Origin of the sequence: Phenylobacterium sp., assembly GCF_020402505.1 — a bacterium.
Taxonomy (GTDB): Bacteria; Pseudomonadota; Alphaproteobacteria; order Caulobacterales; family Caulobacteraceae; genus Phenylobacterium.
This window is the reverse complement of record NZ_JADBZL010000144.1, coordinates 1-16469: the sequence shown is the minus strand read 5'-3', so window position 1 is coordinate 16469 and position 16469 is coordinate 1. Positions and strand designations below refer to the sequence as shown.

Here is a 16469-nt window from a genome sequence, read left to right as displayed (position 1 = left end):
CTCGGTCAGGAGCGTTGCGCGACTGATGCAGCTGGCGCGAACACGGGCTGGGAGACTGGCCCAGGCCTTCGTACAGATCAGAGAGCGTCTCAATCCGGGCTGCTGTCCGCCAGCATTTCCTCGATCTGTCCGAGACGTTCCTTGCCGAAGAACATCTCGTCGCCGACGAAGAAGGTGGGAATGCCGAAGGTCCCGCGCTCGACCGCCCGTTCCGTATTGTCGATCAGGGCCTGCTTGACCGCTGGATCCTGGGCCCGGGCGGCCAGGGCCTCGGCGTCAAAGCCCGCCTTAGCCAACACGGCTGCGACCGCTCCGGCGTCGGCAACATCCAGTTCCTGTTCCCAGATGGCGGGATTCAGCGCCTCGATGAACCGGATCCGGTCTTCGCCCTCCAGAGACACCAGCATCCGGAGCAGGTTTACGGGGTTGAAGGGGAACTTCGGGTTCATCCGGAACCGCGTGAGGCCGTGCTTCTTGATGAAGCGCTGCATCTCCAGCGAGGCATAGGCGTTCTTGCCCTTGACCTCGGCGTCCCGGATGAAGGGCGGGGCGTTTCCCGTCAGCTTATGCATCCCGCCCAGGAAGACTGGCGTGATCTTGAGGCTTGCCCCCTGCCGCTCGGCGAGTTCGCGCAGGGGCCCCCAGACGAGGTAGGCGTTCGGGCTGACGAAATCAAAGATCAGTTCAAGGGTCTTGCTCACGTCACTCTCCTGTTGGCGTGCATTGGGCGTCGATCAACGTCGGCCTGCGGTCGGACCCCCTACTTCAGGTCGGGGCTGCCGGCGTGGTTCCACCAGGCCAGGTCCGAAAAGGCCCGCAGGTCCAGTTCGAAGGTCCAGGCTGAACGATGCTGGTGCGCCAGATGGAAGTAGGTGTTGGCCACTTCGGCGGGCAGGATCAGTCCATCGTGCTCCAGACCCTTGGTCTCCCTCAGCGCCTGGAAGCGCTCGGGGCCAAGCAGCTTGCCCAGCGTGTCCGGCGCATCCACGGCGCCGTCGACAACGATGTGGGCCACGTGGATGCCCTTGCTCGCGTATTGCGCATTGAGCGACTGGCACAGCATGCGCCGTCCGCCGATGGCCGCAGCATGGGAATGCTGGCCGGCGTTGCCGCGCATCGCCGAGGTGGCCGAGGTCACCAGCAGCACCCCCGAACCGCGCTCTTCCATGTAGGGGAACAGCACCTTCGCCAGGCGGAAGAGGCCGAGTGTGGCCATTCGCCAGCCCATCTCGAAGGCCTTGAGCGAGGTGCTCGCCAGGCCCCGGTCGCCGATCTGGGCGCCCAGATTGAACACCGCCACCGTGATCGGGCCGACCTGGGTTTCGATGTCGGTCACCAGTTGCTCGATGCTGCCCTCGTCCACCGCATTGATCATGTACCCGGTGGCGGAACCGCCCTCCGCTTCGATCTCCGCCACCAGCCTGTCCAGCCCGGCCTTGTCGCTGCGGCGCGCCAGGCAGGCGTGGTAGCCTTCCCGGGCGAAGCGCTTGGCGACGTTGCCGCCGATGCCGGCGCCAGCGCCAAGGATGAGGCAGACGGGCTTGTTCATGATCGGGTCCTTCAACGGGATGGGCCGGCGGCGCCAGGGTTGCGGGTGACCCCGGACCCGGCGAGTGTTGTTTGGAATTGGACCGGCCACAAGCCGCGCTTCGCCCGCACTGCAGCCGACCTGCGCTCAAGCTCCCTGAACATTTGCGGCCGTGCGCACGCCCAGCAGCCGGCGCAGCATTTCGATGTGAACAATCACAGCGAGCGGAAGCTGGAACAGGGAGATCAGGACGAACGGTGATTGCCCAATGGCGGACGGGGCCGGGGTAAGCGTCAGGAGGCCCAGGATGGAGCCTGCGACCAGCAGGATTGCAATCATGAAGTCGGTCAGGCCGATCAGGTTCCAGGCGATGGCCGGCCTTCGGCCAATCCCGCGCCGGAGGAGGTAGGCCACACCCAGTGCGGAGACCGCGACGACGACATCCAGGATCCCGGCCGAGAGCGCCAGGACCGGGGGCATGCGTCCGTCCTGCAGTGCGAAAAAGAACGCGACGCCGCCGATGCGGTAGATCTGAAGACCGGCGAGACCCCACAGGGGCGCGGCGGAAAGCGCCGTCCTTGCCTCCGGGGCCAGCACCGGCAGCACTGCGTACCCGATGATCGGGAGGGACATCAGGGCGCCGAAGATCACGAACCGGAGAAGATCGCCGGCCACCCAGGTTCCCGCGACAGGAAAGACGCCCGTTTGATCGATCACGACCGCGAGGACGAACCAGACCGGGATGATGACGGCCAGAATACGGCTGCGTCGACGAAAAAAGAGGGTGCAGACCGTGACGATTACAGCCGCAAGACCATAAACAGCGAGGCTCATACGGTCAGACCTTCCTGAATTTGGCGGATGTCGGAGACGAGCATGGCTGTGGTTCCGAGAGGGTCGGCCCGATAGGCCTCCAGGATCCCTGCGGGGATCTCCGCCGTGGGTTCATGCCGCGCGCTCCACGCCATGGCGGCGAACAACAGGGGGATCAGGTCAAGGGTCCGATCCGTCGGCAGGAAGAGGCTGGACCTCCGGTCCCCGGGATCCGCACGCTTTTCCAGGAAGCCATCGCGCACCAGCCGCTTCAGCCGTTCCGCCAGGATGTTGGTTGCTATGCCTTCGTCAGACCTCTGAAACTCCGAGTATCGGAAGCGCCGTCGCAGGACGACATCCCGAAGGATCAGGAGGCTCCAGGGGTCGCCAACAGACTCAACGAGGGCGTTGATCGGGCAGGCTGAACGAAGCGAGGTCCCAACGGGCATGTTGGAAGGCTATTAGCTTGCATTATGCAAGTCAATCGCCGGCGAAGACCAGGGCGCTCGGATGCTTGGTCGACCTCAGAAGAAGGTGCAAATCTCCTGGGGAAGCCCAGACCAGGCCGACGGATTGCAACTTCCGTCAACTCAGTGCTTCGGGGGCCAGGTCGCCAGAACGACCACTGGCGACGCCAACCCAGGGGTCGAACGGGCCGGCAGTCGCAACGTCTCGCAGATTGCGCCCCAACATCCGGCTGACAGCCTCCCACGATCTGCTAACTGGGGAGGTGGGGAGAAGGTCGAGCATGTCCAGCAGCCCAGCCAGTCAAGCAGACGCCGCCGGAGGAACCGGGGAGGGCGGGGGGTTGGGTGCGACCGGGCGCAGGCTGGGGCTCGTCCTCGGCCCGGCGATCGCGATCGGACTCCAGCTCGCGGGCGCACCCGAGGGGTTGTCTGTCCAGGCCTGGTGGGTCGTCTCGATCATGGCCCTGATGCTGGTCTGGTGGGTGACCGAGGCGGTCCCGATCGCCGCCACGGCGCTGATCCCGCTCATCGCCCTGCCACTGACCGGCGCAACGAACGCCGCCGAAGCGGCCAAGCCCTATGCCGACCCGGTGCTCTACCTGTTCATCGGCGGCTTCATGCTGGCTGCGGCCATCGAACGCTGGGGCCTGCACGCCAGGATCGCCCTGACTGTGGCCGGTGCGGTGGGCGCCCGCCCGACCGCTCTGGTTGCGGGCTTCATCCTGGCGGCGGGGCTCTTGTCCCTGTGGATTTCCAATACGGCCACAGCCCTGATGCTGACGCCGATCGCCGTCGCCGTCGCTCGCGCCATGGCCGACCATGGCCACCGAGATCCCCGGCTAGGCGTCGCGCTCGTCCTGGGCGTGGCCTATGCGGCGTCCATTGGCGGCATGGGCACGCCCGTCGGGTCTCCCACCAATGTCATCGCCATGGCGTTCCTGGATGATCGCGGCGTGGCGCTCTCCTTTGTCCAGTGGATGATGCTCGGGATCCCGGTAGTCGCCATCCTCCTGCCCCTCCTGTGGTTCATCGTCACCCGTGGCCTGGTGAGCGCAACCGCAGAGGACGTGGCGAGGGGGCGTGACGTGCTGCGGCGGGCCCGCGAAGCGCTGGGCCCCGCCAGCCCCGCGGAAAAGCGGGTTCTGATGGTGTTCGTCGCGGTCGCGTCCGCCTGGCTGCTGCGGGAACTGGTTCTGGTGAAGATTCCCGGGCTGGAAAGACTAAGCGACATGGGCGTGGCGATCGCCGGCGCGCTCCTGCTGTTTCTTCTGCCGTCCGGAGACCCGGAACGACCCCGCCTGCTGGACTGGTCGAGCGCAGAACGCATTCCCTGGGGCATTGTCGTTCTCTTCGGCGGCGGCCTGTCGATCGCGGCGGCCATGGACAGCACCGGCCTGTCGCAGTGGCTGGGCCTGGCGATGCAGGGGCTGCAGGGATATCATCCGCTGCTGATCCTCGTCGTTCTCCTGCTGATTACCCTGATCGCGACAGAAATGATGTCGAATGTCGCGACGCTGACGGCCATGCTGCCCATTGTCGCCGCTCTCGCCGTCGCTCTTGAGATCAACCCGCTTTTGCTGGTCTTTCCCGTAACCCTGACCGCAAGCCTGGGGTTCATGCTCCCGATCGCCACGGCCGCCAACGCCATTGCTTTCGCCACGGGGCTGCCCTCGCTGCGGACCATGTTGTGGAAGGGGTTCCTTCTGAACGCCGCGGGCATAGCGGCGATCACGGCGGTGAACGCCCTCCTGGCGAGGAGCGTCCTGGGCTGACCCCGGCAAAGGGCGCCCGCAGGCGCCGGAATGCAGGGCGGCCGGGTGCGCTGATCAGGTCCTTCCGCCACAGAAATCCCCTTGCGGAGGCGGCCCGGCTCGCGCCTAACTCCCTTCCTGCAGCGTCGGGTCAGACGACGTGATTGTCAGGGGAGTAGAGTTCAGGTGTCGCAATCCCAGTCCGGCCCTTCGGGCGGTCAGATTTCCTTGCCGCGGGCCCTGGTCTTCGCCAGTGCGGCCGTTCCCATAGGTGCGCTCGGCATCGCCGCCACAGTTCACCTGCCGCGCTATTTCGCCGCCGAACTCGGCCTGTCCCTGGCCCTCGTCGGCACCGTGTTCGCCCTGGTCAGATTCATTGATATTCCCATCGACACGGCCATGGGCCTGGCGATGGATCGGACCAAGACCCGCTTCGGCCGCTATCGTATCTGGCTGGCGCTCGGCGCGCCCGTTCTGATGCTGGGCTTCTTCATGCTCTTGATGACCGGCGCCGAGGACGGCCCCCTTTACCTGGGCTTCTGGCTTCTGGTCATGTACCTCGGCTATTCGGGCGTCCTGCTCTCGCACCTCGCCTGGGCCGGACGACTTGCCCCCACCTATACGGAGCGCTCCCGGATCTTCGGGGCCATCACAGGTCTGGGGGTCATCGGCGCCGTGGCCGTGCTGCTGATCCCGATCGTCATGAGCCAGCAGGGATTTACCGACGCCGAGGGCGTGCAGGCGATGATCTGGTTCGTCATCGCCAGCACGGCGATCACATGCCTGCTGGTGGTCTTTTCCACGCCCGAACGCATCATCCAGGATCGGCCCGCCAAGTTCACGCTCAAGGACTACGCACAGCTCCTCACCCGTGGAAACGTGATCCGCCTGCTGGCCGCTGACCTCTTGGTCACCCTCGGCCCGGGCTGGATGGCCGCGCTCTATCTGTTCTACTTCAAGGATAGCCGGGGCTTCGACACGGCGGCCGCCAATCTGCTGCTGCTGATCTATGTCGTGGCCGGGTTCGCCGGCGCACCCTTCGCCGCCTGGCTCGCCAACAGGATCAGCAAGCACATCGCCTTCCTGGTGACGACCACCGTCTATTCCGTCGGCCTGATGTGTCTGCCCTTCCTGCCCAAGGGCGACTTCCCGATCTTTTCCGTGCTGATGTTCCTGGTCGGCGCCATGGCGGCGGGCTTCACGGTCATGATGCGGGCCATCGCGGCCGACATCGCCGACGAGCTCCGGCTCGACAGCGGGCGGGAATGGATGGGCCTGATCTATGCCGGCCTCACGGCCACATCGAAGCTGGCCACGGCGGGGGCGATCTTTCTCACCTTCAACGTCCTGGCCATGGTCGGATACAAGGTGGGCGCCGGGGTCACCAACACGCCGGAAGCCATCCGGGGCCTGGAGCTGGCCTACGTTGTCGGCCCGATCATCTTTGTGATGGCCGCCGGCGCCTGCTTCATCGGCTACAAGCTGACGGCCTCGCGCCATGCCGAGATCCGCCGCCAGCTCGATCTCCTCGATGTCAGCGAGACGGACCCCGGCGCTGCCGCCGAAGCCCTGACCGGCGTCGACCTCGGCCCTTCAGGTCGGCCGTGATGGCCGCGCCCACCTGACCTCGGGGGCGCCGGCCGACCGGTCTGGCGCTGTCCGCTACCGAAGCTTCCGCTCCCGAGTCTTTCCGGTGCCCTGGTCTGGCGGTGCAGAAGCGATGAGGACGCCCCCGATTTGGGCGTCAACCGCGCCCCTCCGGGACATGCGCGAAACGCACCAAGACGTCATTCAAGGTCTCGATGACCTGGCCGCAGAGGTCGCCAGACGACAGCGGGGGGCGAGCTAGACCATGCCCCGCAAGCCCACCGACTGGCGCAAGCGGTTCGATACAGCCAAGCCCCCCAGGACCGTTGTCCTGCATACCGACTTTGCGGGCATCCGGGCCGGTGCGGTCCTGTACATCGCCTCACCCGGCGTGATCGCCAACGACATCTCCCGCGTGCCTGCCGGGGAGACCCGGTCCATCGAGCGGATGCGCCATGAACTGGCCCGGAAGAACGGGGCGACAGCGACCTGCCCGGTCACCACGGCGATCTACCTGAAGGTCGTCGCCGAGGCGGCGCTTCAGGACCTGGCCCGGGGACTGCCCGTCGGGTCGGTCACGCCCTTCTGGCGGGTCATCGACCCGGGCGGCAAGATCGCCAACCGGCTTTCCTGCGACAGTGAGTTCATCCGTCACGCACGCGAACTGGAAAGGGCGGGAGAGGGGACGGAACATGGTTTCCAGACATGACAAATGCGCGGTTGGACAGATCTCGACGTCGACCCATCTTCACGCTTGCAGGGCAGGGGCCGTCCCCAGTTGCCAGCACCCCCCTGGAGACATCTTGTTGTTTGCCTGACAATGCCGACCCTGTCACCTTCCACACGCGGGGAGGCCTATCGCCTTGACAGCTCCTGGGCGGACATGAAGAACGCCGAGACCCTGAGCGCATCAGCGATCTGGCGCGCACGCGGACCTGTCGAAGTTCATCTGCTGAGGTTGGCCGATGTGCGGCTTCTGTGATGCGCGGCTGTCCCGACGCGGTCTTCTGGCGGGCTTGGCGGCGGTCAGCCTGACGGGGTGCAACGAGAACGCCGCGACGGGCCGGCGACAGCTGGTGTTGGTGTCTGACAGCCAGCTTGCAGAGATGGCCGATGCGCCCTGGGCCAAGATCGTCGCGCAGGCGCCGCCCGTCCGCGACCCCGACGTTCAGGCGCGGTTGGCCCGGATCGGTCGGCCTCTGACGCTGGCCGCAAACCGGCCCGACCTGAAATGGTCCTTCACGGTGCTGGAGTCGCCGGAGCTCAACGCCTTCGTGCTGCCCAATGGACGGGTGGGCTTCTTCAGGGGGCTGCTGGACCTGGCGCGCAGCGATGATGAGGTTGCCTCCGTTCTGGGCCATGAGATCGGGCATATCCTGGCGCGCCATCCGGCCGAGCGGGTCAGCCATCAGTTAGCGGCGCAGGCCGGGGTCACCCTGGCCCAGCTGGTGATGTTGAGCGGCGAAAACGCCCGGTTCGCCGACGAGGTGGGCGCGGCTTTGGGCCTCGGCGCCCAGTTCGGCGTGATCCTGCCCTACGCCCGACGTCAGGAGCTCGAGGCCGACCGCATCGGTGTCGACCTGATGCGTAAGGCCGGCATGGACCCCGCAGCGGCGGTGACCTTCTGGGAGCGAATGGCGCGGGCGGCGCGCAGCCAGGGTCGGCCCCCTGAAGTTCTCTCGACCCATCCGGCCGATGGTCGGCGTATAGAAGCGCTCGAGGCTGCGGTCGCAAACGGCTAGTCGCGAAGGCCTCACCTCGGGCGGCGTCCAGTGCGGGCCTGATCTCCTGCGGGATCGGGATGGCTTGGCGCAGGCTCGCTGTCGCTGATCGCCGCCATCACCGGCGCCATCAGCGGCGTCAGGACCCATATTGCGGCGCCATTCAGCAGCCGAAAACGCTGTAGATGCGGACCCTTTTGAACCCGAACTGCCGAGGGCAAGGTTCGGGTGATCAGAGACAAATTGCGTTCAGAGACCGCCTTGGCCCCTTGCCCCTGTCTCCGAGGTTTGGAAGGCGCCTGGAAAATGGCGCGACGACCGGGGGCTTTGCGCACCTGCGGTCGCCAGTTTGCAGGTTCGCGACAGGGGCGTGTTGGTGGAAGAGAGCCTGAAGGTTAATTCTTGTCACAGATTTTTCAGCGCCTTGAGCGAAGCCGGAAAACCACCCGATGTGACTAGGTTTTCCCAAACCGGCTCCGCACTTTGCGGGCTGGGAGATGGTGAAGCCGCTTCAGGAGCTGGCAGCGAAAGCTGGAATCCGGGCAGGCGATCACCCATCTCGACTTGGCCCATCATGAAGATGTCTCCGACCGCGACATCGGCCGGATGAGCAAGCTGGCCTGTTTGGCCCCGGCTGTTCTCTAGAAGCTGTGGCTGCAGGGGCGCCCGCAGGCGGTGTCGGTCAAGGACCTGACGGCCGTTTCCGACCTGCCGTGGGCAGCATCGGGGCGCCGACCAGAGGCTCGCCCGGTTTCAGTTGAGTGGAATACTGGCGGTGCCCGACAAAACACGGGCCAGGGCGAGTTCGCGAGCGTGCTCGACATGGGCAGCCGCTGCTCGTTCGGCCGCGATCGGATCGGACGCCTCCAGCGCTGCGATGAGCGCTTCGTGGCCATCATCCGCCGCGGCGCGGTCCTGTTCGCCCGAGCCGGGTCCAAACAAGCCAAGATGTACTAGGCGCTCGCCTTCGTCCGCCAATGTGTCGAGAATGTCATACAGTCGGGTATTGCCCGTTGCTCTGGCGATGGCGCGGTGGAAGGCGCGATTCGCGGCCACAAAGGCGAGCCTTTCATCGGCAGTCCGTGCTTCTTGTGGCGCCTTGTTGAGCCGGCGTAGCGCTATGACGTCGATCCTTCCCGCCGCCAAGGCGGCAGCCTTCGGTTCGGCAATCAGACGGACTTCGAACAGCTCGCGGATCGACTGTACGGTAACGGGCGCGACCGTATAGCCATGCCGGGCAACCGGCATCACAAGCCGCAGTTCGCCAAGCCGCGTCAATGCAGACCGTGTGGCCGCCTTGGCCAATCCGAAGCGCAGCGACAAGGCCGCCTCTGAAAAGCTGCTGCTCGGCGCCAATCGGCAGGCGATGATTTCGGACTTCAACAGGGCAAAGGCTGCGTCGCTTTGGCGGGTCGAATCCGGCGCGCCGCCGGGCTTCGTCGGGACCGTTGCGGCCATATTGCCTTCCTCCAAGCCGAATTCGCTCCTAACATACTATTGACATGTCACAGGGAATACAACAGGTTTAGCCAACTCTTGGAGGGCGGCATGGCGTTTGGACGAAAAATTGTGTTGGTGGCGGCTCTGGCCTTAGCGGCCGTTATCTCCCAGCCCGCCGCAGCCCAGACTGAGCGAGCGTCAGCTACAATGCAGCAACTTGTGGCCAACTATGCCGCCGCATGGGGCAGTCGTGCGCCGGACCGCATCGCTGCCCTTCACACGCCCGACACAGTGTTTGACCTGCGAATTGCCGGCGAGATGCCCCAGACCGGGCGGCAAGCCGTACGCGAGCGCTTCGCTCGTATCCTTCGCGACAATCCAGGTTATGCGTCGACCGTGACCAAGGTCGAGTTCGGCCCGGACTTTGTTGTTATCGAGTACAGGATCGCCATGAACCCGCCCGCACCATTCGTGCTGGGCCGTGTCCGCTATGTCCCGACTGCAGAGCCCTATGTCGTGCCGGCGATCGACGTCATCCGCTTTCGTGATGGGCTTGTCAGCGAAAAGGTGACCTTCCTGGACGTCGACACGATCCGGACCAACAGCCTGACCGCCGATGCCATGCAGGCGCCGAAATGAACCCGGCCAACGTGACCGCTGAAGCTGCGAGCATTCTGCTATCCGTGTTTGTCCTGGCCGCGCTGACGGCGACGATGATGCTATGGGTGTATGCAACCCGCCTGCCTGCCATGCGGCGGGCTGGCCTCGATCCGCAAGCGGCGGCTCATACAGCAAATCTCCGGGGCAAATTGCCGGCCTCGGCTGAGCGTGTCGCTGACAACTACAACAACCTTACCGAAGCGCCGACCGTCTTTTATGCCGTCGCACTCGGCATCGTTGTCCTCGGCGTCGCAGACCCTGTCCATGTGGCCTGCAGTTGGAGCTTTGTCGGGCTCCGCGTTGCACATTCGCTCGTGCAGGCGACGATCAACCGCGTCGCTCTTCGATTCATGCTGTTCACATTGTCTTGGGTGGCGCTGATCATCATCATCGCTCGCGCAATGGCCGCAGTGCTCGCGTTGTGACCCGCGGTTTGCTCATAATTGTCGGACTGCTTTGGTTGGCGACTGGGATTTGGATCTTCGCGGACCCGCACGGGTTCTACGAACGGACACCAGGCCTTGCCATGATGGGGCCCTACAGCGTCCATTTCATCCGGGATGTCGGCCTCGCATTCGTCGCATCTGGCGTTGCGGCCACCTTTGGAGCCCGGCGCCGAAATCGCAGCCTCGCCTTCGCCGGCGCCGGTTGGCCCTTCCTTCACGCCCTGTTTCATATCCAGATCTGGTCGCACCGAGGCTTTCCGCTCGATGCGATTGCCGCCTTTGATTTCATCGCGGTGATTGCACCGGCGTTCTTGGCCGTAACACTGGCCTGGCGATTGACAGACTATGACCCCAAACCCGGAAGAGGGCTATCCCGGTGATCGCTGCAATCTGCTGGGGCGCGCTTGGCCTCATCCATTTGTTGCCTGCGCTTGCGCTGTTTCGTCCTTCGATGATCAGTAAGCTTTACGGCGTCCCATCGGGAAGCGCGTCTTTCCTGTTGCTGCATCACCGGGCCGCGCTGTTCCTGTGTGTGCTGCTCATCTGCGTCTGGGCGGCGCTTCGTTCCGAGGTGCGACCATTGGCAAGTGTCGTGGTTGCGATCAGCATGATCTCCTTTCTGTGGCTTTATGCGGCCGCCGGGCAACCAGCGGCGCTGCGTCAGATAGCCATTGCCGATCTTGCGGGTTTGCCGTTCCTAGTGATCGCGGCCTGGCTTGCGTTTGCGCCAGTGCGGGGGGGGTAGATGTCAGTTTGGCTCGCAACCATTGCCCCGGCGCTGGCGGGGCTGTTCTATCTGGCCCTTGGTCTGACAGCTCTTGCACGACCGGCAAATCTGCTTGCCGGCTTCGGAGTGGCTGCTGAGGGGGTCGACGCGCGCAACGAGGTGCGTGCCGTCTATGGCGGGTTTCCGCTTGCCGTGGCCGGACTCGTCGCCTGTAGCTTGTCCGGCGCGCCGAATGCCACGGGAATCCTGCTTTCGCTGGCCGTTGTATCGCTTGGCATGGCGCTGGGTCGGCTGGTGTCGGCGGTGCTCGACCGACGCATCGGGCGGTTGCCAGCCGTGTTTGCTGGCCTCGAAGTCGCGCTTGCGTTGCTGCTCGCGGCTGGTGTTTTCGTCGGCTGATTCCAGGAGAATGCGTCGCGATGACAGTTGCTTATCCTGTAAACATCACCCCTTTGATCCAAGCGGATGAGCAAGATTGGCGTCGACTCTGGGGCGCGTATCAACGCTTCTATGCGGTGGAGTTGACGGAAGCGATCCACGCCTCGACATGGTCGCGCCTACTCGATCCCGCAGAACCCATCCATGGTGCAATCGCCCGTAATGACAATGGCGAGGCCATCGGTTTGGTCCACCATATTCGCCATGCGACGTGCTGGAGTTCAGCAGACAGCTGCTACCTTCAGGATCTGTATGTCGATGAGGGCAGTCGCGGCACTGGCGCCGGTCGCGCGCTGATCGCGCATGTAGTCGATGCCGCAGCCGAGTATGGGGCGGATTACATCCATTGGCTCACGCATGAGACGAACACGCGCGCCATGCGTCTCTATGATGGCGTCGCCACGCGATCCGGGTTCGTCCAGTATCGCATTGCGATCCCAGGCTAAAGGCTAAGGGTCCGCCATCGCACCGTCGCGCGCACCTGTACCTGGCGCCTTGAGGACCGGTGGCATTGAGGGAGCAGACGTCAGATCCTGGTGGAAGCAGCCATTCGGCGGTGACATCTTGATCGCCCGCAACGGGTCGTGTCTCCCGTTTGGGGTCCGGGCCAACAAGCGGACCCGCGCCAAGGAGTCACCAAAGGGACTCCACTTCTGTTTCTCTAACTGCGCATCGGGTGGAATATCGCCCACGAACTTCCGGACCACTTATCAGCCGAAAACGCTGTAGATGCGGACCCTTTTGAACCTGAACTGCCGAGGGCAAGGTTCGGGTGATCAGACACAAATTGCGTTCAGAGACCGCCTTGGCCCCTTGCCCCTGTCTCCGAGGTTTGGAAGGCGCCTGGAAAATGGCGCGACGACCGGGGGCTTTGCGCGCCTGCGGTCGCCCGATTGCAGGTTCGCGACAGGGGAGTGGTGGTGAAGAGAGCCTGATGGCGAACTCCCTTTCTTCATGCTGTTGGCCTACAGGCTCGCCTGCATCCGGTAGAGCCCGGCGTAAGCGCCGTTAGCTGCGATCAAAGAATCGTGGTCGCCCTGCTCGACGACCCCCTGCTCTGTGAGCACCAGAATGCGGTCAGCGTTGCGCACGGTCGAGAGGCGGTGCGCAATCACCAGCGTGGTGCGTCGCCGCGCCAGCTCCGCGAGGGCCGATTGCACAGCGCGTTCGCTCTCGTTGTCGAGGGCGGAGGTCGCCTCGTCGAAGATCAGGATCGGCGGATCCTTCAGGAAGGCCCGGGCGATGGTCAGCCTCTGCTTCTGGCCGCCGGAGAGCTTTACCCCGCGCTGGCCGATGTCGGTGTCGTAGCCGTTCGGCAGGGCCCGAATGAACTCGTCGGCAAAGGCCGCCTTTGCGGCCGATGCGACCTCAGCCGCAGTCGCCTCGGGTCGGCCATAGAGGATGTTCTCCGCCACCGTGCCGGCGAACAGATAGACGTCCTGCTGTACCACTCCGATGTTTCGTCGCAGCGAGTCCAACCGGATGTCCCGCACGTCCGTTCCGTCCACCAGAATCGCGCCTGTGCGCGCCTCGTAGAAGCGCGGGATGAGGGCGCACAGGGTGCTCTTTCCCACCCCTGAGGGCCCGACCAGGGCCACGAATTCGCCGACCCGGATATCTAGGTTGAGGTCCCGCAGCACGTGCGGCCCGTCTTCGTCGTAGCGGAAGCCGACATTGCGGAAGCTGATAGACCCCCGCGCGCGCGCAATTGTGACGGCGCCGGGCCGGTCCTGGATGTCCGGCACGGTCTCGAGGATCTCCATCACACGGTCGAACCCGGTACGACCTTGCTGCCAAAGGCGCACGAAGTTCGCCAGCCGCTGCACCGGGTCCACCAGGACCGCCACGCAGAGCAGGAAGGTGAGCATGTCGCCCACCTCGAGCTTAGCCTGGGCGACCCGCAAGGCACCCACAACGATTACCGCCACTGTGATCAACTGAGGAAAGGTGGTGGTGCCCACTGAGAAAAAGGCCTCGCTCCAATAACCGGCGCGCCGGCTCTCCAGGAACCTCGCGTTTTCCGCTTCGAACCGACGGTTCTCCAAGTCTTCGTTGGCGAACGACTTCACCACCCGGATGCCCGCCAGGGAATCCTCCACCCGCTCATTGATCGCCCCGATCTGCGCCCGGCTGAGCTTCAGGGCGCGATTCATTCGGCCGCTGTAGTGCAGCGAGTAGGCGACGGCGAAAGGGATTACGACCACGACCAGGACGGTGAGCGGTCCATCCAGCTGCGCAAGTATCAGGGTCGCGCCGGCAAACTTCAGGATGGAGATGGCGAGATCCTCGGGCCCGTGATGGTAGAGCTCCCCTAGCGAGAAAAGGTCGTTGGTTATCCTGCTCATCAACTGCCCGACCCGTATGCGGTCGTAAAAGCCGAATGACAGCTTCTGGCAGTGTTCGAACACATCACGCCTTAGGGCGCTCTCCATCTTCGCTCCCATGACATGGCCCTGATAGTCGACGAACAGGGTGCTCACCGCCTGGACCGCCAGTAGGGCCAGCATCAATCCGCCCACGGCGTAAATGCCGGCCAGGGCCGCCGGCACGTTGTTTAGAGCAGCTAGCTGTCGAGTGACCTGGTGGGCGCAGAGCGGCAGGGCCAAGGCGGTGATGGCCACGATCACGGCGCAAGCCAAGTCCGCTAGGAGCAGCGGAATGTGCGGCCGGTAGTAGGAGAGGAACCGTCTGATCCGCGCGACGGCAAGCGGCGTCTCGCTGTCGGGCCGACGCGTCAGATGGAAGAGATCGGAGAAACGAAAGGCGTCGGCCGTAGAACCGTCGCCGAAGGTGCTGGAAGGAGGGGCGCTACGGCCAGCGTCTTGCCGCGCATGCGTCCTCCGGGTTCGCATAAACATAGAGCTTCATGTCCTGATGATGAGTAGGAATTCCTTTCGGGTTGGACGTGAAGTTTCTCATCTTACGCTCCCAGCGAGTGGTGGGCACCCGGCCTACGGGCGATCTCTTAACCAATACTGCAGATACCCTGACGCTTCAATGGCGCCGCCCGGAAGCCATCTCAGCCGTAGGAAGCTTCTGAGCGAGCCTCAAGGGGTTGTGACGAACGTCGGCTCAGGGTCGTGTCTCCTGTTTGGGGTCCGGGCCAACAAGCGGACCCGCGCCAAGGAGTCACCAAAGGGACTCCACTTCTGTTTCTCTAACTGCGCATCGGGTGGAGTATCGCCCACGAACTTCCGGACCATTTATCAGCCGAAAGCGCTGTAGATGCGGACCCTTTTGAACCCGAACTGCCGAGGGCAAGGTTCGGGTGATCAGAGACAAATTGCGTTCAGAGACCGCTTTGGCCCCTTGCCCCAGTTTCCGAGGTTTGAACGGCGCCGGGAGAATGGAGCGACGACTGGGGGCTTTGCGCACCTGCGGTCGCCAGTTTGCAGGTTCGCGACAGGGGAGTGGCGGAAGGGGTGGGATTCGAACCCACGGTGGGCTTTCACCCACGGCGGTTTTCAAGACCGCTGCCTTAAACCACTCGGCCACCCTTCCGGCGGGGCGGCTATAGCAGGGGCGGGCGGGGCCCGCCAGACGCGCGAGATGGGTGCTGGACACTTCGGCCCTTCGCCGTCCAAGCTGTGGGCCACAGAACAGACTCCGGGGAGGAGATCGAATGGGACCTGGCGCAGACACCGCCGGCGGCGCCGGCAACGGCGTTGAGAAGGCGACGGGAAGCGCCTACGCCTTCCTGGTGTTCATGATGGTGCTGAACATCCTGAACATCCTCGACCGCCAGCTCCTGCCGACCTTCGGCAACGAGATCAAGGCGGACCTGGGCCTGACCAACGGCCAGTTCGGCCTTCTCACCGGCATCATGTTCACCCTGCTCTATGGCCTCCTCAGCCCCTTCATGGGTCTGGTGGCGGATGCGGTGCACCGGCCCCGCTTCGCCGCCTTCGGGGTGGGCCTCTGGAGCCTGCTCACCGCCGCCTCGGGCCTCGCCAAGGGCTTTGTCTCCCTCGCCGTGCCCCGGGTGCTGATCGGGGTGGGCGAATCCACCCTGACGCCCACGGCCCTGTCGATGATCGCGGACAGGTTCCCCGCCCGCCAGCTCGGGTTCGCCTCGGGCTTCTACTATGCGGGGGTGCCCCTGGGCTCGGGGCTGGCCTTTTTCGTCGCCGCCGTCCTCGGCCCGCTGATCGGATGGCGCAACTGTTTCCTGCTGATCGGCTTCCTCGGCCTCTTCCTCGCCGTCTGGCTGGCGACCTTCCGGGAGACCCGGCCGCCGTCGCCGCACGGCGGGCAGGGGGCCGTCAAGGCCGTCAAGGGCATGCTCAGCCTCTTGCCGGAGCTCATGGCCGCCCTCAAGCGCTCACCGGCCCTGGTCCTCACCATCCTCGGCGGCATCGGCGTGCACCTCGCCGTCGGCGCCGCCCAGTTCGACACCATCTGGTGGAAGGAAGAGCTCGGCCTCGAGACAGGTCCGCTCTTCATGAAGGTGGCCCTGATGTACGCCACCGTCGGCGTGGCCGGGAACATCATCGGCGGGGCCCTGGGCGACTGGTGGCTGAAGAAGACCGGCCAGGGCCGCTCCATGCTGATCGTGATCATCCTGATCGTCATGACGCCCCTGCAGTTTCTCTACCGCCTCACAGACCATGACGGCCTGATCTTCTGGCTGGGCATAGGCTCGGGCATCTTCCAGCTGGCGGCCATGTACGGCGGCGCCTATTCCACCATCCAGGAGCTGGCGCCGGCCAAGGTGCGGGCCTCGGCGGTGGCCCTCTTCATCATGGGGGTGAACGTGGTGGGCCTGGGGGTCTCGACCACGGTGGGCGGTTTCATGATCGACGCCTTCGCCGCCGCCGGCCGCGACCGGCCGATCACCGACATGATGCTGGTCATGACCGCTGCGTCTCTGGTCGCCATCCCCGCCTTCTAC

Annotated in this window: 18 protein-coding genes and 1 tRNA gene; 11 read left to right on the top strand and 8 right to left on the bottom strand. The window is 64.7% G+C overall.

The features are described 5' to 3' along the window. Window positions 1–89: 89 nt before the first annotated feature. The 4 genes from IM632_RS10420 to IM632_RS10405 form a co-directional block, all read right to left on the bottom strand. Window positions 90–701, bottom strand: a complete 612-nt coding sequence (locus IM632_RS10420; RefSeq protein WP_296484805.1) for a 2-hydroxychromene-2-carboxylate isomerase — start codon at window positions 699–701, stop codon at window positions 90–92. Window positions 702–760: 59 nt separating this feature from the next. Beyond that, entirely contained in the window at window positions 761–1549 is a 789-nt protein-coding gene (locus IM632_RS10415; protein WP_296484808.1) for an SDR family NAD(P)-dependent oxidoreductase, read from the bottom strand. A gap of 126 nt (window positions 1550–1675) precedes the next feature. Beyond that, window positions 1676–2362: a hypothetical protein gene (locus tag IM632_RS10410; protein WP_296484811.1), complete on the bottom strand. Its 687-nt coding sequence runs from the start codon at window positions 2360–2362 to the stop codon at window positions 1676–1678. Continuing rightward, complete coding sequence (locus tag IM632_RS10405; protein ID WP_296484814.1) at window positions 2359–2790, bottom strand: helix-turn-helix domain-containing protein; 432 nt, start codon at window positions 2788–2790, stop codon at window positions 2359–2361. The genes IM632_RS10410 and IM632_RS10405 overlap by 4 nt, the downstream gene beginning before the upstream one ends. Window positions 2791–3089: 299 nt before the next feature. On the opposite strand from IM632_RS10405, the gene IM632_RS10400 reads away from it, so the two are divergent. The 4 genes from IM632_RS10400 to IM632_RS10385 all read left to right on the top strand — a co-directional run bounded on the left by IM632_RS10400 (window position 3090) and on the right by IM632_RS10385 (window position 7888). Beyond that, window positions 3090–4580 (top strand): DASS family sodium-coupled anion symporter, encoded by a 1491-nt coding sequence (locus tag IM632_RS10400; protein ID WP_296484816.1) that lies wholly within the window; start codon window positions 3090–3092, stop codon window positions 4578–4580. Between the two features lie 165 nt (window positions 4581–4745). Next, window positions 4746–6167, top strand: coding sequence for an MFS transporter (locus tag IM632_RS10395; protein WP_296484819.1), 1422 nt, complete (start codon window positions 4746–4748; stop codon window positions 6165–6167). A gap of 244 nt (window positions 6168–6411) precedes the next feature. Then, window positions 6412–6855, top strand: coding sequence for a hypothetical protein (locus tag IM632_RS10390; RefSeq protein WP_296497572.1), 444 nt, complete (start codon window positions 6412–6414; stop codon window positions 6853–6855). 256 nt (window positions 6856–7111) lie between these two features. After that, window positions 7112–7888, top strand: coding sequence for a M48 family metallopeptidase (locus IM632_RS10385; protein ID WP_296552308.1), 777 nt, complete (start codon window positions 7112–7114; stop codon window positions 7886–7888). Window positions 7889–8272: 384 nt separating this feature from the next. Here IM632_RS10385 and IM632_RS10380 read toward each other — a convergent pair whose 3' ends face one another. Beyond that, window positions 8273–8443: a hypothetical protein gene (locus IM632_RS10380; protein ID WP_296497578.1), complete on the bottom strand. Its 171-nt coding sequence runs from the start codon at window positions 8441–8443 to the stop codon at window positions 8273–8275. Between the two features lie 177 nt (window positions 8444–8620). Further along, the gene (locus tag IM632_RS10375) at window positions 8621–9325 is read right to left on the bottom strand and encodes a GntR family transcriptional regulator (protein WP_293528081.1); all 705 of its coding nucleotides are present in this window, start codon (window positions 9323–9325) and stop codon (window positions 8621–8623) included. Between the two features lie 90 nt (window positions 9326–9415). Here IM632_RS10375 and IM632_RS10370 point away from each other — a divergent pair, with 90 nt between their 5' ends. The 6 genes from IM632_RS10370 to IM632_RS10345 all read left to right on the top strand — a co-directional run bounded on the left by IM632_RS10370 (window position 9416) and on the right by IM632_RS10345 (window position 12024). Next, complete coding sequence (locus tag IM632_RS10370) at window positions 9416–9946, top strand: nuclear transport factor 2 family protein (protein ID WP_296497580.1); 531 nt, start codon at window positions 9416–9418, stop codon at window positions 9944–9946. Then, window positions 9943–10392, top strand: coding sequence for an MAPEG family protein (locus IM632_RS10365; protein ID WP_293528083.1), 450 nt, complete (start codon window positions 9943–9945; stop codon window positions 10390–10392). The genes IM632_RS10370 and IM632_RS10365 overlap by 4 nt, the downstream gene beginning before the upstream one ends. Window positions 10393–10493: 101 nt before the next feature. Further along, window positions 10494–10793, top strand: coding sequence for a hypothetical protein (locus IM632_RS10360; protein ID WP_296497583.1), 300 nt, complete (start codon window positions 10494–10496; stop codon window positions 10791–10793). Next, window positions 10790–11158: a hypothetical protein gene (locus IM632_RS10355; RefSeq protein ID WP_293528085.1), complete on the top strand. Its 369-nt coding sequence runs from the start codon at window positions 10790–10792 to the stop codon at window positions 11156–11158. The genes IM632_RS10360 and IM632_RS10355 overlap by 4 nt, the downstream gene beginning before the upstream one ends. After that, window positions 11159–11539 carry a DUF4345 family protein gene (locus IM632_RS10350; RefSeq protein ID WP_296497586.1) on the top strand — a complete coding sequence of 127 codons (381 nt, stop codon included), beginning with the start codon at window positions 11159–11161 and terminating at the stop codon, window positions 11537–11539. Window positions 11540–11559: 20 nt separating this feature from the next. Then, window positions 11560–12024: a GNAT family N-acetyltransferase gene (locus IM632_RS10345; RefSeq protein WP_296497588.1), complete on the top strand. Its 465-nt coding sequence runs from the start codon at window positions 11560–11562 to the stop codon at window positions 12022–12024. Window positions 12025–12543: 519 nt separating this feature from the next. Here IM632_RS10345 and IM632_RS10340 read toward each other — a convergent pair. Next, window positions 12544–14430 carry an ABC transporter ATP-binding protein gene (locus tag IM632_RS10340; RefSeq protein WP_363278740.1) on the bottom strand — a complete coding sequence of 629 codons (1887 nt, stop codon included), beginning with the start codon at window positions 14428–14430 and terminating at the stop codon, window positions 12544–12546. Between the two features lie 559 nt (window positions 14431–14989). After that, window positions 14990–15079 (bottom strand) — tRNA-Ser (locus IM632_RS10335). Between the two features lie 121 nt (window positions 15080–15200). Between IM632_RS10335 and IM632_RS10330 the strand changes: the two genes are divergently transcribed. After that, on the top strand, window positions 15201–16469 hold a 1269-nt coding region (locus IM632_RS10330), incomplete at its 3' end, for an MFS transporter (RefSeq protein WP_296521780.1).

What these genes read in the sequence shown, in the direction of transcription:
- IM632_RS10405 (WP_296484814.1), bottom strand. Translation starts at nt 2,790, where the DNA reads ATGCCCGTTGGGACCTCGCTTCGTTCAGCCTGCCCGATCAACGCCCTC.
- IM632_RS10350 (WP_296497586.1), top strand. Translation starts at nt 11,159, where the DNA reads ATGTCAGTTTGGCTCGCAACCATTGCCCCGGCGCTGGCGGGGCTGTTC.
- IM632_RS10360 (WP_296497583.1), top strand. Translation starts at nt 10,494, where the DNA reads ATGATGGGGCCCTACAGCGTCCATTTCATCCGGGATGTCGGCCTCGCA.
- IM632_RS10400 (WP_296484816.1), top strand. Translation starts at nt 3,090, where the DNA reads ATGTCCAGCAGCCCAGCCAGTCAAGCAGACGCCGCCGGAGGAACCGGG.
- IM632_RS10345 (WP_296497588.1), top strand. Translation starts at nt 11,560, where the DNA reads ATGACAGTTGCTTATCCTGTAAACATCACCCCTTTGATCCAAGCGGAT.
- IM632_RS10375 (WP_293528081.1), bottom strand. Translation starts at nt 9,325, where the DNA reads ATGGCCGCAACGGTCCCGACGAAGCCCGGCGGCGCGCCGGATTCGACC.
- IM632_RS10390 (WP_296497572.1), top strand. Translation starts at nt 6,412, where the DNA reads ATGCCCCGCAAGCCCACCGACTGGCGCAAGCGGTTCGATACAGCCAAG.
- IM632_RS10415 (WP_296484808.1), bottom strand. Translation starts at nt 1,549, where the DNA reads ATGAACAAGCCCGTCTGCCTCATCCTTGGCGCTGGCGCCGGCATCGGC.
- IM632_RS10410 (WP_296484811.1), bottom strand. Translation starts at nt 2,362, where the DNA reads ATGAGCCTCGCTGTTTATGGTCTTGCGGCTGTAATCGTCACGGTCTGC.
- IM632_RS10370 (WP_296497580.1), top strand. Translation starts at nt 9,416, where the DNA reads ATGGCGTTTGGACGAAAAATTGTGTTGGTGGCGGCTCTGGCCTTAGCG.
- IM632_RS10385 (WP_296552308.1), top strand. Translation starts at nt 7,112, where the DNA reads ATGTGCGGCTTCTGTGATGCGCGGCTGTCCCGACGCGGTCTTCTGGCG.
- IM632_RS10365 (WP_293528083.1), top strand. Translation starts at nt 9,943, where the DNA reads ATGAACCCGGCCAACGTGACCGCTGAAGCTGCGAGCATTCTGCTATCC.
- IM632_RS10340 (WP_363278740.1), bottom strand. Translation starts at nt 14,430, where the DNA reads ATGCGAACCCGGAGGACGCATGCGCGGCAAGACGCTGGCCGTAGCGCC.
- IM632_RS10380 (WP_296497578.1), bottom strand. Translation starts at nt 8,443, where the DNA reads ATGATGGGCCAAGTCGAGATGGGTGATCGCCTGCCCGGATTCCAGCTT.